Raw genomic sequence first — 23,633 nt, forward strand, 5'->3', positions numbered from 1 at the left:
GCGCGACGGCGGGACGGCGCGGGCCGGGGCGGCGCAGCGAGCCGTGCCCGACGACGGCCCGCGCCCGGACCCGGCCGAGGTGCTGCGGACCGTCTTCGGCTACGACTCCTTCCGCGGCGAGCAGGAGGAGATCGTCCGGGCCGTGGTGGGCGGCGGGGACGCCGTCGTCCTCATGCCCACCGGTGGCGGGAAGTCGCTCTGCTACCAGATCCCCTCGCTGGTCCGGGCGGGCACGGGCGTGGTCGTCTCGCCACTCATCGCGCTCATGCAGGACCAGGTCGACGCCCTGTCCGTGCTCGGGGTCCGGGCCGGCTTCCTCAACTCCACCCAGGACGGCCACCAGCGCCGCGAGGTCGAGCAGGCGCTGCTCGCCGGCGAGCTGGACCTGCTCTACCTCGCGCCGGAGCGTCTGCGCGTCCCCGCGACCGTGGAGCTGCTCGACCGGGCCCGCATCGCCCTGTTCGCGATCGACGAGGCGCACTGCGTGTCCCAGTGGGGGCACGACTTCCGGCCCGACTACCTGGGCCTGTCGATGCTGCACGAGCGCTGGCCGGACGTGCCCCGGATCGCGCTCACCGCGACGGCGACGGCCGCGACCCGGCAGGAGATCACGACGCGCCTGCAGCTCGAGGACGCACGGCAGTTCGTCGCGAGCTTCGACCGGCCGAACATCCGGTACCGGGTCGTCGCCAAGGCGAACGCCCGGGCGCAGCTGCTCGACCTCCTCCGTACCGAGCACGCCGGGGACGCGGGGATCGTCTACTGCCTGTCGCGCGCGTCCGTGGAGCAGACGGCGGAGCACCTCAGCGCCCACGGGATCCCCGCCCTGCCGTACCACGCCGGGCTCGACCGGCGGGTGCGGGCGGAGAACCAGGCCCGCTTCCTGCGCGAGGACGGACTCGTCATGGTCGCGACCATCGCCTTCGGCATGGGCATCGACAAGCCGGACGTCCGGTTCGTCGCGCACCTGGACCTGCCCAAGTCCGTCGAGGGGTACTACCAGGAGACGGGCCGTGCGGGTCGCGACGGGCTGCCCTCGACGGCGTGGCTCGCGTACGGCCTGCAGGACGTCGTCCAGCAGCGCCGGATGATCGACACCTCCGAGGGCGACGCGGCGCACCGCCGTCGGCTGGGCGCACACCTCGACGCGATGCTCGCCCTGTGCGAGACGGTCTCCTGCCGCCGGGTGCAGATGCTCGCCTACTTCGGCCAGGAGGCCGAGCCGTGCGGGAACTGCGACACCTGCCTGGAGCCGCAGGACACCTGGGACGGCACGGTCGCCGCCCAGAAGCTGCTCAGCACCGTCGTCCGGCTGGAGCGCGAGCGCGGGCAGCGGTACGGCGCGGGGCACCTCGTCGACATCCTGCTGGGACGCGAGACGCCGCGCGTGACCCACCTCGGGCACGCGAGCCTGAGCACGTTCGGCCTCGGCGCCGACCTCAGCGAGAACCAGTGGCGCGGCGTCGTGCGTCAGCTGCTCGCGCAGGGGCTGCTCGGCGTCGACACCGACGGCTACGGCACCCTGCACGTGACGGAGGCGAGCGGTGCCGTCCTGCGCGGGGAGCGCGAGGTGCCGCTGCGGCGGGAGCCGGAGCGGGTCGAGCGCGCGCGTCGGAGCCGCTCGGGCGGGTCGGGCAGCGCGAAGCGGGCGGCGGCCGCCGAGGGCCTCGACGAGGCGACGCTGCAGACGTTCGAGACGCTGCGCACCTGGCGGGCGGGGGTCGCCAAGGAGCAGGGCGTCCCGGCGTACGTCGTCTTCCACGACGCGACCCTGCGGGAGATCGCGTCGCGTCGGCCCGGGTCCCGGGAGGAGCTCGGCACCGTCGCGGGGGTGGGCGCGGCCAAGCTCGAGCGCTACGCCGACGGCGTGCTGGCGGCGTTGGCAGGCTGAGGACCGGCCACCAGGGCCGTCAGCGGTCGACGCGGGCTGATCCGCCGCGGGCGAGCTTGAGGACCTCGGCCTTGGTGACCATGGTGGTGTCGCCGGGGGTGGTCATGGCCAGGGCGCCGTGGGCCGCGCCGTACTCCACGGCGGTCTGCAGCGGCACGCCCTCCAGGAGCCCGTAGATGAGTCCGGAGGCGAAGGAGTCCCCGCCGCCGACGCGGTCCAGGATCTCCAGACGCTGCCGGTGGGTGGCCTGCACGACCCCGGTGTCCCGGGACCAGGCCAGCGCACCCCAGTCGTTGATGCTCGCCGAGTGCACGGTGCGCAGGGTCGTACCGATGACCTGGAAGTTCGGGTACGCGGCGGCGGCGCGTTCGATCATGGCGGCGAACGAGGCCACGTCCAGGTCCCGCAGGTGCTCGTCCACCCCGTCGACCTCGAACCCCAGCGCCGCGGTGAAGTCCTCTTCGTTGCCGATCATCACGTCCACGTGGCCCGCGATCGCCCGGTTCACCTCCCGGGCCGTGGCCTGCCCGCCGATCGCCTGCCACAGGCTCGGGCGGTAGTTCAGGTCGTAGGACACCACCGTCCCGTGCCGCCGCGCGGCGGTCACGGCCTCGAGCGCGACCTGGGCGGTCGTCTCGCTCAGCGCCGCGAAGATCCCCCCGGTGTGCAACCACCGCACCCCCAGGTCCCCGAACAGGTGGTCCCAGTCCACGTCCCCCGGGCGCAGCTGGGACACCGCCGTCCCGCCCCGGTCCGACACGCCGACGGCGCCGCGGACCCCGAAGCCGCGCTCGGTGAAGTTCAGGCCGTTGCGCACCGAGCGACCGATCCCGTCGTAGGGCACCCACCGCACGAAGGTCGTGTCCAGCCCCCCGGTGAGCATGAGGTCCTCGACGAGCCGGCCGACCTCGTTGTCCGCCAGCGCCGTGACGATCGCCCCGCGCAGCCCGAACGCCCGGCGCAGGCCCCGGGCGACGTTGTACTCCCCGCCGCCCTCCCACACCCGGAAGGACCGAGCGGTGCGGATCCGCCCCTCCCCCGGGTCCAGCCGCAGCATCACCTCACCCAGCGCGACGACGTCGTACCGGCACTGGTCCGCAGGACGGATGGTCAGGGTCACGATCTCCTCCAGGACTGGGCTGCTGCGGTCCCCGTCGGTGCGGGTCCGGTCAGTGTCGGTGCGGCGCGTGCGGTCAGTCCCGGGCGCGGGCCACCGCGTCGGCGACCAGCTCCGTGATCCCCGCGGTGTCGCGCGCCGCGACCCGGGCCCGCGGGACCATCCACGACCCACCCACCGCCGCCACGGCGGGCAGGTCCAGGTACTCCCGCAGGTTCTCCGGCCCCACCCCACCGGTCGGCACGAACCGCACGTGGCCGAAAGGCGCCGCCAACGCGGCGATCGCGGCCGGACCGCCGGACGTGCCGGCCGGGAAGAACTTCACCGTCGACACGCCCAGCTCCAGCGCCGCCTGCACCTCCGTCGCCGTGACCGCCCCCGGCAGCGCGAGGACCCCGTGCTCCCCGCACCGCTCGACCACCGCCCGGCTCAGGCCGGGGGACACGACGAACCGCGCCCCCGCACCCACCGCCCGGTCCACCTGCCCCGGCGTCAGCACCGTCCCCGCACCCACCAGCACGTCCCCCCGCTCGGCCAGGACACCGATCGCACGCTCCGCCGCCGCCGTCCGGAACGTCACCTCCGCCACCGGCAACCCACCATCCACCAACGCCCGCCCCAACGACGCCGCGTCCTCGGCGTCATCCAGCACCACCACCGGCACGACGCGGTGCCCGGCCAGCCGATCGAGAACATCCATGGCGATCTCCGAGGGTGAGGGGATGAGTGCGGTGGGCCGGCTCAGCGCACGGGCGGGTACGCGGCCTTCGGCAGCTCGTAGGCGAGGTCGACGGCCGTCGTGAGGGCCTCGTCCAGCTCGAGCCGGTGCTCCGCGACGAGCCGCGCGAGGAAGCCGGCGTCGACCCGCCGCGCCAGGTCGTGGCGGGCGGGGATCGAGAAGAACCCCCGGGTGTCGTCGACGAACCCGGAGGTGTTGAAGAAGCCGGCCGTCTCCGTCACGGCCTCGCGGAAGCGTCGCATGCCGTCCGGGGAGTCCAGGAACCACCAGGGCGCGCCGAGCCGCAGGGCGGGGTAGACGCCGGCGAGGGGCGCCAGCTCGCGGGAGTAGGCCGTCTCGTCGACCGTGAACACGACGAGCCGGAAGCCGGGGTGGTCGCCGAAGGCCTCCAGCACCGGGCGCAGCGCGCGGGTGAACTCGGTCGCCACGGGGATGTCGTAGCCGATGTCGTGACCGGTCCGGGCCGCGGCTCGCGCGCTGTGGTCCCGGAGGACCCCGGGGTGCAGCTGTAGGGTCAGCCCGTCCTCCGTCGACATCCGGGCCATCTCGAAGAGCATGTGCGCGCTGAACGCGTCCGCCGCCGCGGGGGAGGTCGCCCCCCGGCGTGCGTCGTCGTAGATCCGCCGCGCGTCGGTGTCGTCCAGCGGCGTGGTGTCGGCGCGGAGGTGACCGTGGTCGCTCGCCCGCGCCCCGGCTGCGACGAAGGCGCGCCGCCGCGAGCGCAGGGCCTCCAGGTAGCCGTCGTAGGAGTCGGTCGCGACGTCGGCGCGCTCGGCCAGCAGGCCGACGTCGTCCGCCCACCCGGGACGGTGGAGGTGGAGGAGGGCGTCGGGCCGGAAGGTCGGGATGATCCGTCCGCCCCAGCCGCGGCCGGCGAGAGCGGTGTGGTCGGCGAGCGTGGCGGTCGCCGGGTCCGTCGTGGCGAGGATCTCCAGCCGGAAGCGCTCGACCAGGGCCAGAGGCCGGAACTCCGGGGTCGCCAGGCGCTCGGAGATCTCGTCGAAGAGGAGGTCGGCCGTCTGCGCCGACGGGGGCGCACTCACGCCGAGCTCCTCGACGAGCACGTGCTCCGTCCAGTACCGCGTCGGCGTCCCGCGGAAGAGGTGCCAGTGCGCGCAGAAGGTGCGCCAGATGGCGCGGGGATCCGCCTCGACGGCGGCGCCGTCACGCCCGACACCCAGGTCACGATGCGGCACGCCCTGGGAGACGAGCATCCGCACGAGGTAGTGGTCCGGGACGACGAACAGCTGCGCCGGGTCGGGGAACGGCTCGTCGGCCGCGAGGACGGCAGCGTCCACATGGCCGTGCATCGACACGACGGGGAGGTCGCGCGTCGCACCGTAGATCACGCGCGCGATCTCCCGGGTGCCCGGCTCCGCGGGCAGCGCCCGGTCCGGGTGCAGGCGCCATGCACCGGCCGGCCGGGCGCTGTCGGGGGTGGTCACGGGTCCTCCTCGAGGCAGGGCGCACACCTCCCCGCTCGAGAGACGTGATGAAACAACCGTCTCATCCTGACCCACGTCGCTCCCGCGGGACAAGCCGGTGCGGTCTCGCCCTCTACCGGGCTGCGCGCTTCTGAGCGGTACGCCGCGGCCACTCCCAGAGCCGCACCGGCGAGACCCCGATCTGTGAAACACTGATGAACACGTTTCACTCCGACGGCGCGAGAGGCCCCCATGGCGACGATCCGCGACGTGGCGCGAGCCGCGGGTGTCTCCCCGGCCACCGCGTCCCGCGCCCTCGCGACCCCCCACCGGGTGAGCCCGGAGCGGCGCGGCCGGGTCGAGCGGGCCGCGCTCGCCCTCGGGTACCGCCCTCCCTCGGAGCCGTCGGGCCCGCCGTCGGCCCGGCCGTCCCGCACCGTCGGCGTGGTCGTGCCCGACCTCGGCAACCCCTACTTCGCCGCTCTGGTCCAGGCCGTCCAGCGGCGCGCGCGCTCGGCCGGGGCCGCCGTCGTCGTCGCGGACTGCGAGGAGGACCCCCGCCTCGAGCAGGAGGTCCTCGCGGGGATGACCCCCACCGTCGCCGGGGTCGTCCTGTGCTCGGCCCGCATGTCCGACCGGGCCCTCGGCGCCCTTCCGGCGCAGAGCCGCGTCGTGCTCGTGAACCGGGAGGCCGAGCAGCGGGCCTCGGTCGCGGTCGACAACGACGACGGGATGCGCCAGGCGCTCACCCACCTCCACGCGCTCGGGCACCGCCGGGTCGCGTACGCCGGGGGGCAGTGGGGGTCGTGGTCCGACCGGGCGCGGCGCCGCGGCCTCGAGACCGCGGCGCGGGACCTGGCCGGAGTGGAGCTCGTGCCGCTCGGCCACTTCGCGACGACGTTCGGCGGCGGCGTCGCAGCGGCGGACGTCCTCGCGGCCTCGGGGGCGACCGCCGTCGTCGCGCACAACGACCTCATGGCGGTCGGCGTCCTGGACCGGCTGCGGCAGCGCGGCATCGACGTCCCAGGACGCGTCAGCGTGGTCGGCTTCGACGACGTCCCCGCCGCGACGCAGGTCTCGCCGCGCCTCACCACGGTCGCCGCTCCGTTGGCCCAGCTCGGGGCCGTCGCGATCGACCTCCTGCTCGACCCGCCCGAGGAGGACGAGCGCGTCGTCACCGTCCCGGTGGCGCTGCAGGTCCGCGACTCCACGGCCGCCCCCACGACCTGACCCGCCCCGACCAGCCCCGGGACCTGCCTCCCTCGCCGGCGGCCGACCGGGGCGCACGAAAGGACCGGCATGGCCGACCGCCTCAGCCTCCGCACGCTGCCCCGCGCCCGCGAGCGGGCGCGGCCCGGCGTACCCGTCACCGGCCCCGCCGTCGACCCGGCGGCGACCTCGGTCGGCATCGTGCACCTCGGTGTCGGCGCGTTCCACCGTTCCCACCAGGCGGTGCACACCGAGGACGCGGCTGCCGCCCGGGGCGACACCTCGTGGGGGATCCTCGGTGTCGCGCCGCGCAGCCCCCGCGTCCTGGAGCAGCTCCGGCCGCAGGACGGCCTGTACTCGGTCCTCACGGCGGGCCGCACGGAGACGTCCCTGCGCATCGTCGGCTCGCTCCGCGACGTGGCGCTCCTCGGGTCGGAGTCCGAGCGCGTCCTCGCCGCCCTGGCCGCGCCGACCACGCCCGTCGTGACCCTCACCGTCTCGGAGAAGGGCTACCGCCGCGCCGTCGACGGCGGCCCCGACCTCGCTGACCCGGACGTCGCCGCCGACGTCGACGTCCTGCGGGAGGAGGCCGCGCGGGGCCGGTCCGACGACCGGCCCGCCCGCACGCCGGTCGGGGCCCTCTGCCGGGCCCTCGTCCGTCGCCGCCGCGAGCACGGCACGCCCGTCACGATCGTGTGCTGCGACAACCTGGCCGACAACGGTGCCGTCCTGCGCCGTCTCGTCGACGGGGTGCTCGCCGCGGCCGGGGCGGAGACCGACCGCGCCTGGGTGGGCGAGGCCGTCCGCTTCCCCTCCACCATGGTCGACCGGATCACGCCGGCCACGACGCCGCAGCGTCGCGACGAGGCCGCCGCCCTCCTGGGGCTGCGGGACGAGGGGGTCGTCGTCGCCGAGCCGTTCAGCCAGTGGGTGATCGAGGACTCCTTCGCGGGACCCCGTCCGGCCTGGGAGCAGGCCGGAGCAGTCCTGACGGCCGACGTCGCGCCGTGGGAGCGGGCGAAGCTCCGCCTGCTCAACGGGACCCACTCCGCGGTCGCCTACCTCGGGGCGCTCGCCGGCCACCGGTTCATCGACGAGGCGGTGACGGACCCGCGGATCGCCGAGGTCGTGCGCGAGCTCCAGGCGGAGGCCCGCCGGACCCTCGACGCCCCGGACGGGTTGGACCTCGAGGCGTACGGCGAGGCGGTGCTCGAACGGTTCGCGAACCCGGCGACGGGGTACACGACGGCGCAGGTGGCCGGCGACGGGTCGCAGAAGCTCCCCCAGCGCGTCGTCGGCACGATCACGGACCTGCTCGACCGGGGTGAGGTGCCGGTCGCCGCCACGCGCACCATGGCGGCGTGGGCCGCGTTCGTGGCCCGGGGGCGGGACGCCCGGGGTGACGCGCTGCCCCTCGACGACCCGCTCGCTCCGGTCCTGCGGACCGTCACCGCCGGCGACGACCTGGGGCTGGCGGACCGGGTCCTCGGCGTGGACCAGGTCTTCCCCGCGCGCCTGCGCGAGGACGACGCCTTCCGCCGGGCGTTCCGTCAGGAGCTCGCGGAGCTGCTGGCGGAGGCGGGCTGACGCCGGACCGGCCGAACCGGTGCGGCCTGGGACCGGCGGAGCGTTCCCGCTCCCGACCCGTGGGGCGTTCCCGCTCCCGACCGGCGTGGCTATCGTCCGTCCATGAACGACATCGAGGCGCGCCTGAAGGACTTCTACAGCGGCGACATGGCGGATCGTGCGGAGCGCGCGCTGGACGACGAGCGTCTACGGCGCGTCCAGGCGTTCACCGACCGCCTGCGCGCCACCGGCGCCGGGAGCGTCCTGGAGGTCGGGTGCGGTGCCGGCCGCGACGGGCTGGTCCTGGCCGGGAGCGGAGTCGCGTACACCGGCGTCGACCTCACCCCCGAGGCCGTGCGGATCTGCCGGGACCGTGGGCTCGTGGCCGTCGAGGCCTCGGCCGTGGACCTGCCGTTCGCGGACGACACGTTCGACGCCGCCTGGTCGATGAGCACGCTCATGCACCTGCCGGGCGACGGCCTCGCGCGGGCGCTCGGCGAGCTGCGACGGGTCGTGCGGGCAGGCGGGACGGCCGAGATCGGGGTCTGGGGCCACAGCGACCCCGCCGAGCGGACCCGGGACGACGGTCGCTACTTCCTGCACCGGTCCGACGAGCAGCTGCGGGCCGAGCTCGAGGCGCTCGGCGAGGTGGTCGCCTTCGCCACGTGGGGCTGGAAGGACGACGGCAAGCACTACCAGTGGGCGCGCGCCGTCGTCGGCTGACCGTGGGAGCCCGGGGCCGGGCGCCCGGGAAGGCCGGGAAGGCCGGGAAGGCCGGGACCGTCGTCCCTGGCGGCCGGGCGGTCCGCGGCGTTGCGTGGGCGCATGAGCACCTCTCTCCTCGACCGGTCCCCGCTCCGCACGCTCGCCGCCACGGCAGCCGCCGTCGGTGTGGCGGTCGCGACGACCGCCGCGGCCTACCCGCGCGCCCGGCACTGGGGCCGGACCTTCGGCGCCACCGCCGCCGAGGTCGCGGCGACCCTCGAGGGCGACAGCTTCGTGCCCGACGCGGACGCGGTGACGACGCGCGCGGTCGATGTCGCTGCGCCGCCGTCGGCCGTCTGGCCGTGGGTCGCCCAGCTCGGGCAGGACCGCGGCGGCTTCTACAGCTACGACGCGCTCGAGAACCTCGCCGGCTGCGACATCCACAGCGCCGACCACGTCGAGCCCGCCTGGCAGGACGTGCGGGTCGGTGACCCGTTCCGGCTGCACCCCGACCTCGCGCTGTCCGTCGCCCTGGTCGAACCGCCGCACGCCCTCGTCGCGCTCGGCCGGGCGCCGTCGGCGGAGGAGGCGGCCGTGCCGTTCGACTTCTCCTGGGCCTTCGTGCTGCGGCCCGGGCCGCTCGGGACCCGGCTCGTCGTCCGCGAGCGCTACGCGTACCTCACGCCGTGGGCGGCGGCGGTCGTCGAGCCGGCCTCATGGGTGAGCCTGCTCATGACCGAGCGGATGCTGCGCGGCATCCGCGACCGCGCGGAGCGGTCCGCCACGACCTGACCGCACGGCCCCGGCCGGGCCCTCGCCGAGCGCTGTCTCGCGGGGTCGATCTGTGTCGCCCACCAGCGCAGATCCACCCCACGGGGGCCGGTGCGCCACGGCGACGTGCCGCGGGGTCGATCTGAGCCGCCCAGCGGTACGGATCCACCCCACGAGCCGACGAGCCCGCGAGCACGGGTGGGGACAAGCGCGCGCGGACCCGCGGTCAGCGACCCGTGCCGTCGACGGCGTGGGGCTCGATCGCGGCGAGCTCGTCATCGGTGAGGTCCGGACCCGCGAGCGCGGCGACGTTGTCCTCGAGCTGCGCGACGCTGCTGGCGCCGATGATCGCGCTGGTGACGCGCGGGTCGCGCAGCACCCACTGCAGCGCGAGCTGCGCGAGGGACTGCCCGCGGCCCTCCGCGATCGCCGCGAGCGCCCGGGCCCGCTCCAGGTACGTCCCGGAGATCCGCTCCGGCGTGAGGAACTGCCCGACGGCCGCGCGCGAGTCCTCCGGGATCTCCCCGCTGAGGTAACGGCCGGTCAGCAGGCCCTGCTGCAGCGGGCTGAACACGACCGTCCCGACGCCGAGGTCCGCGACCGCGTCGAGCAGCGTCTCGCTCTCGCCGTCGCCGACCTGCTCGACGTGGCGGTTGAACATCGAGTAGCTCGGCTGGTGCACGAGCAGCGGCGTGCCGAGGTCCGCGAGGATCCGCGCGGCCTCGCGCGTCTGGGACGGGGTGTAGTTCGAGACCCCGACGTAGAGGGCACGCCCGCTGGTCACCGCGGAGTGCAGCGCCCCCATGGTCTCCTCCAGGGGCGTCGTCGGGTCGAAGCGGTGGCTGTAGAAGACGTCCACATAGTCCAGCCCCAGGCGCGCGAGCGACCGGTCCAGCGAGGACAGCAGGTACTTGCGCGAGCCGCCGTCGCCGTAGGGCCCGGGCCACATCCCGTACCCCGCCTTGGTCGAGACGACCAGCTCGTCCCGGTAGGGCGCGAGGTCCGTCGCGAGCACCCGCCCGGCGACCTCCTCGGCGGAGCCGGGCGGCGGGCCGTAGTTGTTCGCCAGGTCCAGGTGCGTGATCCCCAGGTCGAACGCCCGCAGGAGGATCGCCCGCTGCGTCTCGAACGGCTTGCCGTGGCCGAAGTTGTGCCAGAGCCCCAGCGCGAGCGCCGGCAGGTCCAGCCCGCTCCGTCCGCAGCGGCGGTACTCCATGGCGTCGTAGCGGTCGTCGGCGGCGGCGTGGGTGGTCACCTGGACACCGTAGGCGCCCGGACGCCGGCCCGCCGTCGGCGGACGCATCGGCGCCTCCCGCCGTCGGCGGACGCATCGGCACCGGCCGGCGGGTCGGGCTAGCGTGGCGGACGTCCCCCAGGAGAGCCGAGGTCGCCCCTCCATGTCCGCCCGTCAGCTGCCCCGCTGGTCCGAGCTCGCCCCGCTCGTGCGGTTCCGTCCGCTCGAGCTCGACCCGACGGCGCGACGCCTGAGCAGCGCGCACACGATCCTCGACCTGCGCCGCGCGGCCCGCCGGCGTGCGCCGCGGTCCGTGTTCGACTACACCGACGGCGCCGCCGAGGCGGAGATCAGCCTGCGCCGCGCCCGCCGCCTCTTCCGCGACCTCGAGCTGCAGCCGGCGGTCCTGCGGGACGTCTCCGGGGTCGACACGACGACGTCGGTCCTGGGCTCGCCCGCCGCGGTCCCGTTCACCTTCGCCCCGACCGGCTTCACCCGGCTCATGCACCACGAGGGCGAGGAGGCCGTCGTCCGCGTCGCCGGGCGCCGGGGCGTCCCGTACGCCCTGTCGACCATGGGCACGACGTCGATCGAGGACGTCGCCGCCGCCGGTCCCGACGCGCGGAAGTGGTTCCAGCTCTACGTCTGGAAGGACCGCGCCGCCGGCGAGGACCTCATGGCACGTGCCCGCGCCGCCGGGTACGAGGCGCTGGTGCTCACCGTCGACGTGCCGGTCGCCGGTGCGCGGCTGCGCGACGTGCGCAACGGCTTCTCCATCCCGCCGGCCCTCACCGCCCGCACCATCGCCGACGCGGCGCTGCACCCGCGCTGGTGGGTCGACCTGCTGACGACGGCACCGCTGCAGTTCGCCTCCCTGTCCAGCTGGGACGGGACGGTCGCCGAGCTCCTCGACGAGCTCTTCGACCCGACGATGACCCTGGCCGACCTGGAGTGGGTGCGGTCGGTCTGGGACGGTCCGCTCGTCATCAAGGGCGTCCAGACGGTCGACGACGCGCGCCGGGTCACCGACGCCGGGGCGGACGCCGTCGTCCTGTCCAACCACGGCGGCCGCCAGCTCGACCGGGCGCCGGTGCCGCTGCGGCTGCTGCCCGACGTCGTGGACGCCGTCGGCGACCGCACCGAGGTCTGGCTCGACACCGGCATCCTCAGCGGCGCCGACGTCGTCGCGGCCCTCGCCCTGGGTGCGACGACGACCATGGTCGGGCGCGCCTACCTCTACGGGCTCATGGCCGGCGGGGAGCGCGGCGTGGACCGCGCCGCGGAGATCCTCACGCGCGAGGTCCGGCGCACCATGGCGCTGCTGGGGGTCGCCCGCGTCGAGGAGCTCGGCCCGCAGCACGTGTGCCTGCCCTGAGCGCAGTCACCCCTTCGGGGTGAGGACGTGGCGGCTCCGACCGGACAGGATCGGCCACGAGGACCCCACCGAGCGGAGGGCACGACCATGCTCATCCTGGCCATCCTCGTCCTCGGCCTCGCGGCCGGCTGGATCGCCCACCTCCTCGTGGGCCGCGGCGAGCCCGACTGGACGCGGCTCTTCCTCGTGGGCGTCGTCGGGTCCTTCGTGGGCGGGCTCCTCGGCAGCCTCCTCTTCGGCGACGGGCTCGAGCTGCGCCCGACCGGGCTGATCGGCTCGGCCGTGGGAGCGACCCTCGTGCTCGCCCTCGCGCAGTGGGTCCGGGGCCGCTCGACGGACACCTCCCGGCGCCGTCGTCGGCGCTGACCGCCCGCACGAGGACTGCCCGGAGCGGCGGTCAGGACAGGTCGTCGAACTCCGTGACCACCGTCCGCCAGTACTCGCTCCCGTCCCGGGTGCGCGTCACGATGCCCGCGTCGACGAGCTCCCGGCGCAGGCCCACCGGGTCGCGCGAGACCTCGGCGAGCCGGTCCGTCAGCTCCCGCTCGCCGACGGGGTCGTGCACGGCGAGCACTCGCGTCGCCAGGTAGCGGAACACGAGGTCGCGGTCGGCGCGCCGGCGCGGCAACGTCTCGAGCCGCCCCCGCACGAGGAACCGGTCCGGCGGCGGCGCGGGCTGCAGCTCGGGAAGGTCCACCGCACGAGCGTATGTCTCTGCGCCGGGCCCGGCCCGGCGGCTCTCAGCCCGTGCGGTCGCACGTCAGTGCCGAGCCTGCCTCCCCGGACCTGCGCACCGGGCAGGAGGACCCGAGCCCGCCGCGTGGGGTCAGGCGAAGACGGCGGGGGCCAGACGGTCCGGGAGGAGCGGGTGGTCCAGGTCGGACGCCCGCAGCCACGCCCAGGTGTCGCGCACCGTCTCGGCGAAGGGACGGCTCGCCAGGCCCAGCTCACGCGCCCGCGCGGTGCCGACCTGCCACGCCGTCGCCGCCACGCCGTCGGGCAGCCAGAACGGCAGGTCGGTCCAGGGCTGCACGGCAGCGGCCAGCAGTCGGTCACCCGGCACGGGGACCAGCTCCGCGGCCGGCGCGCCGCTCGCCAGCACGGCGTCCCGGCACGCCTCGAGCAGGCCGGCGTACGTCGTCATCCCCACCGGCCCGGTCGCGTTGACCGGCCCGGACCAGTCCGCGCCGGCGGCGACGACCAGCCACGCGGCCAGGTCCCGCACGTCGACGAACGCGACCGGCACGTCCGCGGCGGCAGGGACGACGACGCGCTCGCACGTCGCGATCCGGTGCAGCCAGCTCGTCAGGCGCCGCGTCCGGTCGCCCGGCCCCACGATGAGCCCCGCCCGCGCGCAGAGGAGCCGCTCGCCCAGCGCCGCCGCGAGGACGCGCTCGCTCTCGGCCTTCATCGGTCCGTACTCGGCGGTCGGCGCCTCGGGGCCGAACGTGGGCGCCGACTCGTCCGGGATCGGCCCGGGCGGCCAGTCGCGGTAGGCGCTGATGCTGCTGACGTAGACGTCCCGCGGCACGGCGCCCAGCACGCTCGCCGCGGCGCGGGCGCCCTCCACGGTGTAGCCGCAGCAGTCGACGACGGCGTCCGGCGGGTCCGCGTCGAGCACCGGCGCGAGCGCGGCGCCCAGCGAGGCGACGTCGTCCCGGTCGGCCTGCACGGCCCGCACCGACGGCGGCGCGCCCGGATGACCCGCCGACGACGGCGCGGCGGACGCCGGGCGCGTCCCCCGGGTGACGGTCGTGACGGCGTGGCCGGCCGCGACCGCGGCGCGCACCACCTCGCCGCTGAGGAAGCCCGTGCCGCCCAGGACCAGGAGGTGCATGAGCACACCCTGGCCCCGGGCGGTCCGGGCGTCGAGGGGTTCCGCTGGAGGCGGACGGACGAGCCGGGCGGGGTCAGGACTGCCTGCCCCTCCGTCGCCCCGGAGGTCAGCCCGCGACCGCGACCCGCTCGTTCGGGACGCAGTGCGTCATCTCCAGGCCCGTGACGTCGCGGGGCCCGTTCTTGCCGAGGTTCGCCAGGCGGGCCAGCTCGTCGTCGGACAGGGTCTGGCCCGCCAGCGGCGGGAGGTGCCGGACGTCGTCGGCCGTGAGGCCGAGCCCCTCGCCGACGCGGCGCCCCAGCTCGTCGTCGCACATCAGGAAGTGCCAGACCATGCGTTCCTGCACCTCCCGGACCGCCTCGCCGATCCCGTCGACGAGGTTCCCCACGAGGTCGTCCTGCTCCCACGGCTCCATGAGCTGGTAGCGCTGGCCGGCCTGGGTGTAGTCGTCGGTCCGCGGCAGCCGCGCGCGGGTCAGGCGCCCCACGACCTCGGGCCCCTGCTCGTCGTGCGCCGGGGACGGCGCCTCGCGCAGGCCGCCCGTGATCGACGGCTCGTAGTTGACGTGCGGGTTCGAGCCCGTCGGGTCGACGTGGTACGCCATCGGCCCGCCCTGCTGGTTGGTCCGCACCGGTGCCTGCGGCTGGTTGACCGGCAGCTGCAGGTAGTTCGGGCCGACCCGGTAGCGCTGGGTGTCGGAGTAGGAGAACGTCCGCCCGACGAGCATCTTGTCGTCGGAGAAGTCCAGGCCGTCGACGAGCACGCCCGTGCCGAACGCGATCTGCTCGTTCTGGGTGTGGTGGTTCGTCACGTTGCGGTCCAGCACCATCCGGCCGACCGGGCGCGGCGGGAAGTCGTTCTCCGGCCAGACCTTGGTGTCGTCCAGGGGGTCGAAGTCGAGCTCGGGGTGCTCGCCGTCCGTCATGAGCTGCACGCGCAGCTCCCACTCGGGGAAGTCACCGGCCTCGATGGCGTCGTACAGGTCCTTCGAGGCGTGGCCGAGGTCACCGGCCTGGATCGCGGCGGCGTCGGCCCCCGTGAGGCTCTTCACGCCCGCGCTGGGGACCCAGTGGTACTTGACGAGGTGCGTGACCCCGTCGGCGTTGACCCACCTGTACGTGTTGACCCCGAAGCCCTGCTGCGTGCGGTAGGTCGCCGGGATGCCCCGCGGGGAGAAGAGGTTGACGAGCATGTGCATCGCCTCGGGCGTCTGCGACATGAAGTCGAAGATCCGCGCCGGCTCCTGGCGGAAGGTCACCGGGTCCGGCTTGAGCGCGTGGATGACGTCCGGGAACTTGATCGCGTCGCGGATGAAGAAGACCCCGAGGTTGTTGCCGACGAGGTCCCAGTTCCCGTCCTCGGTGTAGAACTTCACCGCGAAGCCGCGCGGGTCCCGCGCCGCCTCGGAGGAGTCCCGGCCGCCGATGACGGTCGAGAACCGGACGGCCACCTCGGTGCGCGCTCCCGCCTCCTGGAACAGCTTCGCGCGGGTGTACCGGGCGATCGGCTCGTCGCCCCAGCGGCCGGTCGCCTCGAAGGTCCCGAACGCGACGGCCCCCCGCGCGTGGACCACCCGCTCGGGGATCCGCTCCCGGTCGAAGTGGCTGATCTTCTCCAGCAGCTGGTAGTTCTCGAGCGTGGCGGGCCCGCGCGCACCGACCGTCCGCTGGTTCTGGTTGTCGTGGACCGGGTGACCCTGCCGGGTGGTGAGCACGGGGCGGTCGTCCCCCGGGGTGGTGGGCTGGTCGGCGACGTCGGTCATGCCGTTCCTCTCGTCGTGCGGGTGGTGGTGACGCACGGCGGAGCGGTCCTGCCCCCTTCCCCCCTGCGCCCGGACGGACCGGCGGCCTCAGCCCCCGCGGCCCCCGTCGGGTCCGGGGCCCGGCGCGCACGTCGCGCACCGGCCCCAGAAGATCACCTCGGCCTCGTCCACGACGAAGCCGGGAGGGTGGTGCGCGGGCAGCAGGCAGGGCGCAGGCCCCTCCGCGCAGTCGACGTCCGCCGTCGCGCCGCACACCCGGCAGACCACGTGGTGGTGGTTGTCCCCCGCGCGCGCCTCGTAGAGCGCCGGCCGGCCCGCGGGCTCGATGCGTCGGGCGAGCCCGGCCCCGACGAGGGCGTCGAGGCAGTCGTACGCGGCCTGGGTGGACAGCGAGCCGCGCCGCTCCCGGACCCGGGCGGCGACGTCGGCGACGGTGAGGTGGTGGTCACTGCCGGCGACGCGCGCGGCGTCCAGGGCGTCGAGCACGGCCAGCCGCGGGGTGGTGACCCGCAGCCCGGCCGCCCGGAGCCGTTCCGCGGACGTCGTCATCGCCTCACCCTGTCACGTATTCTGGAAAGGTTCCAGACAAGGCCGGCGCTCTCGGGTGCGACGATCGGTCCGTGCTGCGCGTGATGTTCTTCGAGCCCCGGATCGCGGGCAACACCGGCAACGCGATCCGGATGTGTGCGGGCACCGGAGCCGAGCTGCACCTCGTGGAGCCCCTGGGCTTCGACCTGTCCGAGGCGAAGCTGCGGCGGGCCGGCCTGGACTACCACGACCTCGCGCACGTCGTCGTGCACGCCGACCTCGACGCCGCGCTGCGCACCGTCGCCCCCGCCCGCGTCCTCGCCTTCACGACGCAGGCCACGACGCGCTCGACGGACGTCGCCTACCGGGACGACGACGTCCTGCTCTTCGGGCCCGAGCCGACGGGCCTGCCGCCGGACGTGCTGGCCCGGCCGGAGGTCACCGCGCAGGTCCGCATCCCCATGCTCCCCGGCCGGCGATCGATGAACCTGTCCAACGCCGCCGCCGTGGCGACCTACGAGGCGTGGCGGCAGCTGGGCTTCCCCGGCGGGGTGTGACGCTCCGTCACTTCCACTGCCGCCGCGTCCCCGCGACGAACTGCGCATACCCCACGAGCGACGCCGTCGAGCACAGCACCTGGTACAGCAGGAGGAACGCCAGGTACCCGCCGCGGTTGCGCCGGACCCTGAGGTCCAGCGGGTCGAACACATGCCGGGACTGGAAACGCCGCAGCGTGCCGTAGACGAGCAGCGTCACCGGGAGGACGAGGAGGGTCCAGACCGAGACGATGAGGGGGTATCCCAGAGCGAGCAGCACGACACCCGGCAGCCAGATGAGCGCGTAGCCCAGGTCGAGGAACGGGATGAGGAGATCCACCCCGGCGACGAGCTTCGTGAGGGTGCGGTCCTGACGCCAGGGAGGCACGGCTCGGATGCCCTCGAGCATCCCGCGCGCCCAGCGCGCCCGCTGGCGGAAGAAGTGCCGGGTGCGCGCCGGGACGTCCGTGAAGGCGACCGCGGTCGGCTCGAAGTACACGCGCTGGCCGCCCTCCATGAGGCGCCACGTGACCACGATGTCCTCGCCGATCGCGTCCGGCCACCCGCCGACGCGCCGGACCTCGTCCGTGCGGTAGACCGAGAAGGCCCCCTGCGCGACCAGGGTGGACTGGTACAGCCCCTGCATCCGCTTCACGGCGGTGATGCCCAGGTAGTAGTCCCACTCCTGCATCCGGGTCAGCAGGTTCTCGCGGGAGTTCCGCACGAGCACGGAGCCGGCCACCGCCACCGTGTCCGGCGGCGCGGACTCGAGCCGGGACACGAGGCGGCGCAGCGCGTCCCGGTGGAGCAGCGTGTCCGCGTCGACCGTGATGACCAGCGGCGTCGTCACGTGGACCAGAGCAGCGTTGAGCGCGTGCGCCTTGCCCGGGACCGCCTCGTGCACCACCTGCAGGGCGATCCCGCACTCGACGGCGGTCGCGCGCGCCACCTCGACCGTCGCGTCCGTGGAGCCGTTGTCGGCGAGGATGACGTGGACCGGTCCGGCGTACGCCACGCTGCTCAGCGAGCGCAGCGTCGGGACGATGCCGACCTCCTCGTCCCGGGCAGCGATGATGATCGTCACCGGGGCGGTGGGGTCGGTCACCCGCAGCGGCGGCTGCCGGTCCATCGCCAGGGAGAACGCGAGGAAGGCGACGATCCCACCGGGCAGGTACGCGACGAGCAGCACGATCGTCCAGGCCCCGACGGGGCCGACGACCGGCGCGAGGTCGGCCACCCAGGGCCTGGAGAGCACGACGGCGAGCGCGACCCACGCGGCGGCGCCGACGGCTGCGAGGACGAACTTGCGGTGGACCGGGACGTACCGACCCCCGGAGGACCGTGGCGCGGCGCCCTGCGATGGCGAGAGGTCCTGACCGGCACCCCCTTCGGGCCCACCACGCTGCGCAGGGACCGACGGCGCGGTCGACGCGGGGCCGTCAGGGGCATCCTGCGGGAGGCGGCCGACGACAGGGGCGGAGCTGGAGGTGAGGAGCAGCTCGAGCGCAGCGGTGTCCGGAGTCGGGTCGACGACGGTCTCCGCGGGGCTCGGGCGGCGGCGACGAAGGAGGGGCACACACCCCTTTCGGGACGCCCACGTCGGCGGTTGAGCGGGGCGACGGCTGCTCGGCGGGTGAAAACTCCTCCCTCTCGCTGCCGCAACGGGCGCAACCAGGGCGAATCGGGCACCCGGGTCGGGTGATTCATCCTGTCCGGTCCGGTCGCCGGAGGCCGGGCGCCGCGCGACGGACCGGGCACGACGACGCCCGGGCCGCGAGCGGTGCTCGCGACCCGGGCGTCGTCGGTGGTGGCGGTCAGGACTCCGTGCCGGTCTCCCGGGCGTCGTCCGTCGTCGTGAGCGGCGGCATCGAGGACACCGCGACGCCGACCGGCTCACCGGCGACCGGCCCCTCCTTGCCGATGCCCCGGAAGATGAACTCCCCGAGCAGGCCTTCGCCCTGGGCGTCGACTACGACGGTCTGGCCCGGGCGGAGCTCGCCGAAGAGGATCTTCTCGGACAGCGCGTCCTCGATCTCGCGCTGGATCGCGCGGCGCAGCGGTCGCGCACCGAGGACGGGGTCGTACCCCTTCTCGGCGAGCAGCTGCTTGGCCGCCGGCGTGAGCTCGATGCCCATGTCCTTGTCCCTGAGCCGCGACGCCAGGCGGGCGATCATCAGGTCGACGATCTGGATGATCTCCGACTGCGTCAGCTGCGGGAACACCACCACGTCGTCGACGCGGTTGAGGAACTCGGGCCGGAAGTGCTGCTTCAGCTCGTCGTTGACCTTCGCCTTCATCCGCTCGTAGGACGTCGAGAGGTCACCGCCGGCCTGGAAGCCGGTCTGGACGCCCTTGGCGATGTCCCGCGTGCCGAGGTTGGTGGTCATGATGATCACGGTGTTCTTGAAGTCCACCACCCGGCCCTGCGAGTCGGTCAGGCGACCGTCCTCGAGGATCTGCAGCAGCGAGTTGAAGATGTCCGCGTGGGCCTTCTCGACCTCGTCGAAGAGGACGACCGAGAACGGCCGGCGACGCACCTTCTCCGTGAGCTGCCCGCCCTCGTCGTAGCCGACGTAGCCGGGAGGCGAGCCGAACAGTCGCGACACGGTGTGCTTCTCGGAGAACTCGCTCATGTCGAGCTGGATGAGCGCGTCCTCGTCACCGAAGAGGAACTCCGCGAGCGCCTTGGCGAGCTCGGTCTTCCCGACGCCCGTGGGGCCGGCGAAGATGAACGACCCACCGGGGCGCTTCGGGTCCTTCAGGCCCGCGCGGGTGCGGCGGATGGCCTGCGAGAGCGCCTTGATGGCGTCCTCCTGGCCGACGATCCGCTTGTGCAGCTCGTCCTCCATGTGGAGCAGCCGGCTGGACTCCTCCTCGGTGAGCTTGAACACGGGGATGCCCGTGGACAGCGCCAGCACCTCGGCGATGAGCTCCTCGTCCACCTCCGCGACCGTGTCGAGGTCGCCGGACTTCCAGGCCTTCTCCTTCTCGGTCCGCTGGACCCCGAGCTGCTTCTCGACGTCGCGCAGGCGCGCGGCCTTCTCGAAGTCCTGCTCGTCGATCGCCGACTCCTTGTCGCGGCGCGCCTCGGCGATCTTCTCGTCGAGCTCGCGCAGCTCCGGCGGGGCCGTCATCCGACGGATGCGCAGGCGCGCGCCCGCCTCGTCGATGAGGTCGATCGCCTTGTCCGGCAGGAACCGGTCGTTGACGTAGCGGTCGGCCAGCTGCGCGGCGGCCACGAGGGCGTCGTCGGTGATCGAGACGCGGTGGTGCGCCTCGTACCGGTCGCGCAGGCCCTTGAGGATCTCGATGGCGTGCGTGAGGTTCGGTTCCGCGACCTGGATCGGCTGGAACCGGCGCTCGAGCGCGGCGTCCTTCTCGACGTGCTTGCGGTACTCCTCGAGCGTCGTGGCGCCGATCGTCTGGAGCTCGCCGCGCGCCAGCATCGGCTTGAGGATGCTCGCCGCGTCGATCGCACCCTCGGCGGCGCCCGCCCCGACGAGGGTGTGGATCTCGTCGATGAACAGGATGATGTCGCCGCGCGTGCGGATCTCCTTGAGCACCTTCTTCAGGCGCTCCTCGAAGTCACCGCGGTAGCGGGACCCCGCCACGAGGGCGCCGAGGTCGAGCGTGTACAGCTGCTTGTCCTTGAGCGTCTCCGGGACGTCGCCGCGGACGATGTCCTGCGCGAGGCCCTCGACGACGGCGGTCTTGCCGACGCCGGGCTCCCCGATGAGGACCGGGTTGTTCTTGGTCCGGCGGGACAGCACCTGCATGACCCGCTCGATCTCCTTCTCGCGCCCGATGACCGGGTCGAGCTTGCCCTCGCGTGCGGCCTGCGTGAGGTTGCGGCCGAACTGGTCGAGGACGGCGGAGCCGGAGGGCTGTCCCTCCGCGGGACCGCCGGACGCCACGGGCTCCTTGCCCTGGTACCCGGAGAGCAGCTGGATGACCTGCTGCCGCACGCGGTTGAGGTCCGCGCCGAGCTTGTTGAGGACCTGCGCCGCGACGCCCTCACCCTCGCGGATGAGACCGAGCAGGATGTGCTCGGTGCCGATGTAGTTGTGGCCGAGCTGGAGGGCCTCGCGCAGGGACAGCTCGAGGACCTTCTTCGCCCGCGGCGTGAAGGGGATGTGACCCGAGGGGGCCTGCTGGCCCTCGCCGATGATCTCCTGGACCTGCGAGCGGACGGCGTCGAGGGAGATGCCGAGCGACTCCAGGGCCTTGGCGGCGACGCCTTCGCCCTCGTGGATGAGTCCGAGCAGGATGTGCTCGGTCCCGATGTAGTTGTGGTTGAGCATCCTCGCCTCTTCCTGGGCGAGGACCACCACGCGACGGGCACGGTCGGTGAATCTCTCGAACATCTGCGCTCCTTGCCAGGGATGTCGTCCTGCCAGGCTAACGGCGGGGGTCCGGCCGCACTGCCCGTGTTCGCCGCAGGCGTGATCTGATCACCGGACCCGCGTGCGCCGCGGGCGCCGGGAGCCCACGCGCTCCGGCCCGCGACGGCGTCAGGAGGCCAGCGCCGCCGAGAACGCCTCGAGGGCGGGACCGGAGAAGAGCACGAAGCGCACCAGCTGCACGTCCGCCCCGACGGCCGGGTGCGCGCGCACCTCCGCGACCGCGATGCGGGCCACCTCCGCCACGTCCCAGCCGTAGACGCCGGCGCTCACCGCGGGGAACGCCACGGACCGCGCGCCGACCCGGGCCGCGACGTCGAGCGAGCGGCGGAAGCAGGACGCCAGCAGCGCGGGATCGGTCTGGCCCGCGTGCCGGTCGGGACCGACGGTGTGGATCACCCACGTGGCCGGCAGCTCGCCGGCGCCGGTCGCCACCGCCTCGCCGACCGGCAGCCCCTGCGGCAGGGAGGCCTTGCGCAGCGCGCGGCACTCGGCCAGCAGGCCCGGGCCGGCCGCCGCGTGGATCGCGCCGTCGACCCCGCCCCCGCCCAGCAGCGAGGAGTTCGCGGCGTTGACGACCGCGTCCACCCGCTCCCGGGTGATGTCGCCGAGCACCGCCTCGACCGTCGCGTCCGTCATGCCTCCCAGTCTCCCCCGGACCCGAGGACCGTCCAGCCGACGGGCGGCTCACGCACGGGCTGCGCACGGGCCGCGCACGGGCTGCGCCGGGCTGCGCACAGGCCGCGCGCAGGCCGCGCAAGGGTGCGGAAGGGACTGCGCGCCTCCCGTACGTGTGATCTCATCGAATCGGTCCGACCCCATCCCCAGCACCTCGAGGAGCACCTGTGCAGCAGCGCACCATCGGCGACCGCACCGTCAGCGCGATCGGCCTCGGCGGCATGCCGATGTCCATCGAGGGCCGGCACGACGAGGCCCGGTCGATCGCGACGATCCACGCCGCCCTCGACGCCGGCGTGACGTTCATCGACACCGCGGACGCCTACCACCTCGACCCGACCGACGTCGGCCACAACGAGATCCTCATCGCCAAGGCGCTGCGCCTCGCGGGCTCGGCCGCCGACGACGTCCTCGTGGCCACCAAGGGCGGGCACCGGCGCCCCGGCGACGGCTCCTGGTACGTCCAGGGCGACGCCGGGTACCTCAAGAAGGCGTGCGAGGCGTCGCTGCAGCGGCTCGACGTCGAGGCGATCGGCCTCTACCAGTTCCACCGCCCGGACCCGGCGGTGCCCTACGAGGAGTCCGTCGGCGCGATCCGCGACCTGCTGGACGAGGGCAAGATCCTCATGGCCGGGATCTCCAACGCCGACCCGCAGCAGATCCGCCTCGCCCACGAGGTGCTCGGCGGACGCCTGGTCTCCGTCCAGAACCAGTTCTCCCCGGCCTTCCGCAGCAGCGAGCCGGAGCTCGAGCTCTGCGCGGAGCTGGGCATCGCGTTCCTGCCGTGGAGCCCGCTGGGCGGCATCGCCCGCGCCGGGGAGCTCGGCGAGCGCCACGCGGCCTTCGCGGAGGTCGCGGCCGAGCGCGGCGTCAGCCCGCAGCAGGTCACCCTCGCGTGGGAGCTCGCGAAGGCACCGGTCGTCATCCCGATCCCGGGCGCCAGCCGCCCGGAGAGCATCCAGGACTCGGCCCGCGCGGCGGACCTGGAGCTGACGCCCGAGGAGCTCACCCGCCTCGACGCGGCGGCCTGACCCGCTCACCCCGGCCCGTCGAGTCCGCCGGTCCCCATCGACCCCGCCTGGTGCAACCGGCGGGATCGACGCTTTCCGGCGGACTCGATGAGGGGCCGGGGCGCGCGGGTGGGTCGTGCGGGTGCCGTCTGTCAGGCCTCCAGGAGGATCGTCACCGGGCCGTCGTTGACGAGCTCGACCTGCATCATCGCCCCGAACCGGCCGGTCTCGACCCGCAGGCCACGCCCGCGCAGGTCCGCCACGACCGCCTCGACGAGGGGCTCGGCGACCGGGCCCGGCGCCGCCGCGTTCCACGTCGGGCGCCGCCCCTTGCGCGTGTCGGCATAGAGGGTGAACTGGCTGACGACGAGCAGCGGCGCCCCGACGTCGACCGCGGCCTGCTCGTCGCGGAGGATCCGCAGCTCCGCGACCTTGCGGGCGATGAGCGCGACCTGTGCCGGGCCGTCGTCGTGCGTCGCGCCGACCAGGACCAGGAGCCCCGGCTCGTCGATGGCCCCGACCACCTCGCCGTCGACGGTGACCGACGCCCGGGTGACCCGCTGCACGACCGCGCGCATCAGCGCTCACCCCCCGCGCCCTGCGGTCCACCCGCGACCCCGGCGCCCGCGACCTCGGCGTCCGCGGCCCAGGACCGCGACCAGCCGGTGACGACCTCGCCCACGGGCGCGCCGTGCCCGAGGACCGGGGTCCGCCCGACCGCCCGGACGGCCGCGACGACGTCGTCGTCGACCGGCCGGTGGGCGTGCACCGCCGACACCTGGAGCGCGACCTCCAGCGCCGCCGCCATGACCGCCGCCCGCCCGCGACCGCCGCCGTCGGCGAGCTTGAGC

Annotated in this window: 21 protein-coding genes and 1 pseudogene; 9 read left to right on the forward strand and 13 right to left on the reverse strand. The window is 74.5% G+C overall.

The window, feature by feature from the left end; translation table 11 throughout:
* Positions 1-43 precede the first annotated feature (43 nt).
* The gene (gene recQ, locus N866_RS06725) at positions 44-1,891 is read left to right on the forward strand and encodes a DNA helicase RecQ (protein ID WP_034224504.1); all 1,848 of its coding nucleotides are present in this window, start codon (positions 44-46) and stop codon (positions 1,889-1,891) included.
* Positions 1,892-1,910: 19 nt separating this feature from the next.
* Here recQ and N866_RS06730 read toward each other — a convergent pair whose 3' ends face one another.
* The 3 genes from N866_RS06730 to uxaC form a co-directional block, all read right to left on the reverse strand.
* A complete protein-coding gene (locus tag N866_RS06730; protein ID WP_155855240.1) occupies positions 1,911-3,014 on the reverse strand; it encodes a sugar kinase in 1,104 nt (367 codons plus the stop codon).
* 70 nt (positions 3,015-3,084) lie between these two features.
* Positions 3,085-3,708 carry a bifunctional 4-hydroxy-2-oxoglutarate aldolase/2-dehydro-3-deoxy-phosphogluconate aldolase gene (locus tag N866_RS06735; protein ID WP_155855239.1) on the reverse strand — a complete coding sequence of 208 codons (624 nt, stop codon included), beginning with the start codon at positions 3,706-3,708 and terminating at the stop codon, positions 3,085-3,087.
* A gap of 41 nt (positions 3,709-3,749) precedes the next feature.
* A complete protein-coding gene (uxaC, locus tag N866_RS06740) occupies positions 3,750-5,192 on the reverse strand; it encodes a glucuronate isomerase (protein WP_052022503.1) in 1,443 nt (480 codons plus the stop codon).
* Between the two features lie 231 nt (positions 5,193-5,423).
* Between uxaC and N866_RS06745 the strand changes: the two genes are divergently transcribed.
* The 4 genes from N866_RS06745 (at position 5,424) to N866_RS06760 (ending at position 9,443) form a co-directional block, all read left to right on the forward strand.
* Positions 5,424-6,401, forward strand: a complete 978-nt coding sequence (locus tag N866_RS06745) for a LacI family DNA-binding transcriptional regulator (protein WP_034224478.1) — start codon at positions 5,424-5,426, stop codon at positions 6,399-6,401.
* A gap of 69 nt (positions 6,402-6,470) precedes the next feature.
* Positions 6,471-7,967 (forward strand): mannitol dehydrogenase family protein, encoded by a 1,497-nt coding sequence (locus tag N866_RS06750; protein ID WP_052022504.1) that lies wholly within the window; start codon positions 6,471-6,473, stop codon positions 7,965-7,967.
* 102 nt (positions 7,968-8,069) lie between these two features.
* Entirely contained in the window at positions 8,070-8,669 is a 600-nt protein-coding gene (locus N866_RS06755) for a class I SAM-dependent methyltransferase (protein WP_052022505.1), read from the forward strand.
* Between the two features lie 102 nt (positions 8,670-8,771).
* Positions 8,772-9,443 carry a hypothetical protein gene (locus tag N866_RS06760; protein WP_034224480.1) on the forward strand — a complete coding sequence of 224 codons (672 nt, stop codon included), beginning with the start codon at positions 8,772-8,774 and terminating at the stop codon, positions 9,441-9,443.
* Positions 9,444-9,648: 205 nt separating this feature from the next.
* On the opposite strand, the gene N866_RS06765 is transcribed toward N866_RS06760, so the two are convergent.
* Complete coding sequence (locus N866_RS06765; protein ID WP_155855241.1) at positions 9,649-10,638, reverse strand: aldo/keto reductase; 990 nt, start codon at positions 10,636-10,638, stop codon at positions 9,649-9,651.
* A gap of 181 nt (positions 10,639-10,819) precedes the next feature.
* Here N866_RS06765 and N866_RS06770 point away from each other — a divergent pair, with 181 nt between their 5' ends.
* Both N866_RS06770 and N866_RS06775 read left to right on the forward strand, forming a co-directional pair.
* Positions 10,820-12,031, forward strand: a complete 1,212-nt coding sequence (locus N866_RS06770; protein ID WP_034224482.1) for an alpha-hydroxy acid oxidase — start codon at positions 10,820-10,822, stop codon at positions 12,029-12,031.
* An 87-nt stretch (positions 12,032-12,118) separates the two neighbouring features.
* Entirely contained in the window at positions 12,119-12,397 is a 279-nt protein-coding gene (locus N866_RS06775) for a GlsB/YeaQ/YmgE family stress response membrane protein (RefSeq protein ID WP_034224485.1), read from the forward strand.
* Positions 12,398-12,428: 31 nt separating this feature from the next.
* On the opposite strand, the gene N866_RS06780 is transcribed toward N866_RS06775, so the two are convergent.
* The 4 genes from N866_RS06780 to N866_RS06795 form a co-directional block, all read right to left on the reverse strand.
* Positions 12,429-12,728, reverse strand: a complete 300-nt coding sequence (locus N866_RS06780) for a DUF2087 domain-containing protein (RefSeq protein WP_052022507.1) — start codon at positions 12,726-12,728, stop codon at positions 12,429-12,431.
* Positions 12,729-12,857: 129 nt separating this feature from the next.
* Positions 12,858-13,868, reverse strand: coding sequence for an NAD-dependent epimerase/dehydratase family protein (locus N866_RS06785; RefSeq protein WP_034224521.1), 1,011 nt, complete (start codon positions 13,866-13,868; stop codon positions 12,858-12,860).
* Between the two features lie 106 nt (positions 13,869-13,974).
* Positions 13,975-15,630, reverse strand: coding sequence for a catalase (locus tag N866_RS06790; protein ID WP_034224523.1), 1,656 nt, complete (start codon positions 15,628-15,630; stop codon positions 13,975-13,977).
* 87 nt (positions 15,631-15,717) lie between these two features.
* Positions 15,718-16,179, reverse strand: coding sequence for a Fur family transcriptional regulator (locus tag N866_RS06795; RefSeq protein ID WP_052022509.1), 462 nt, complete (start codon positions 16,177-16,179; stop codon positions 15,718-15,720).
* Between the two features lie 71 nt (positions 16,180-16,250).
* Here N866_RS06795 and N866_RS06800 point away from each other — a divergent pair, with 71 nt between their 5' ends.
* The gene (locus tag N866_RS06800; RefSeq protein WP_034224488.1) at positions 16,251-16,715 is read left to right on the forward strand and encodes a tRNA (cytidine(34)-2'-O)-methyltransferase; all 465 of its coding nucleotides are present in this window, start codon (positions 16,251-16,253) and stop codon (positions 16,713-16,715) included.
* A gap of 7 nt (positions 16,716-16,722) precedes the next feature.
* Here the strand turns inward: N866_RS06800 and N866_RS06805 are convergent, their stop codons facing one another.
* From N866_RS06805 to N866_RS06815, 3 genes are all read right to left on the reverse strand, one after another.
* Positions 16,723-18,270, reverse strand: coding sequence for a glycosyltransferase family 2 protein (locus N866_RS06805; RefSeq protein WP_216699386.1), 1,548 nt, complete (start codon positions 18,268-18,270; stop codon positions 16,723-16,725).
* A gap of 238 nt (positions 18,271-18,508) precedes the next feature.
* On the reverse strand, positions 18,509-21,058 hold the full coding sequence (locus tag N866_RS06810) for an ATP-dependent Clp protease ATP-binding subunit (RefSeq protein ID WP_034224491.1): 2,550 nt from the start codon (positions 21,056-21,058) through the stop codon (positions 18,509-18,511).
* A gap of 147 nt (positions 21,059-21,205) precedes the next feature.
* Positions 21,206-21,733 (reverse strand): O-acetyl-ADP-ribose deacetylase, encoded by a 528-nt coding sequence (locus N866_RS06815; protein WP_034224494.1) that lies wholly within the window; start codon positions 21,731-21,733, stop codon positions 21,206-21,208.
* A 206-nt stretch (positions 21,734-21,939) separates the two neighbouring features.
* Here N866_RS06815 and N866_RS06820 point away from each other — a divergent pair, with 206 nt between their 5' ends.
* A complete protein-coding gene (locus N866_RS06820; RefSeq protein ID WP_034224496.1) occupies positions 21,940-22,803 on the forward strand; it encodes an aldo/keto reductase in 864 nt (287 codons plus the stop codon).
* 131 nt (positions 22,804-22,934) lie between these two features.
* On the opposite strand, the gene dtd is transcribed toward N866_RS06820, so the two are convergent.
* The gene (gene dtd / locus N866_RS06825) at positions 22,935-23,360 is read right to left on the reverse strand and encodes a D-aminoacyl-tRNA deacylase (protein WP_034224499.1); all 426 of its coding nucleotides are present in this window, start codon (positions 23,358-23,360) and stop codon (positions 22,935-22,937) included.
* Positions 23,360-23,633 (reverse strand): annotated as a pseudogene (locus N866_RS21315) (hypothetical protein); the annotation flags it as partial. The pseudogene N866_RS21315 and the gene dtd, both read right to left, overlap by 1 nt.

This window comes from Actinotalea ferrariae CF5-4 (assembly GCF_000603945.1).
In the GTDB taxonomy this organism is placed as follows: Bacteria; Actinomycetota; Actinomycetes; order Actinomycetales; family Cellulomonadaceae; genus Actinotalea; species Actinotalea ferrariae.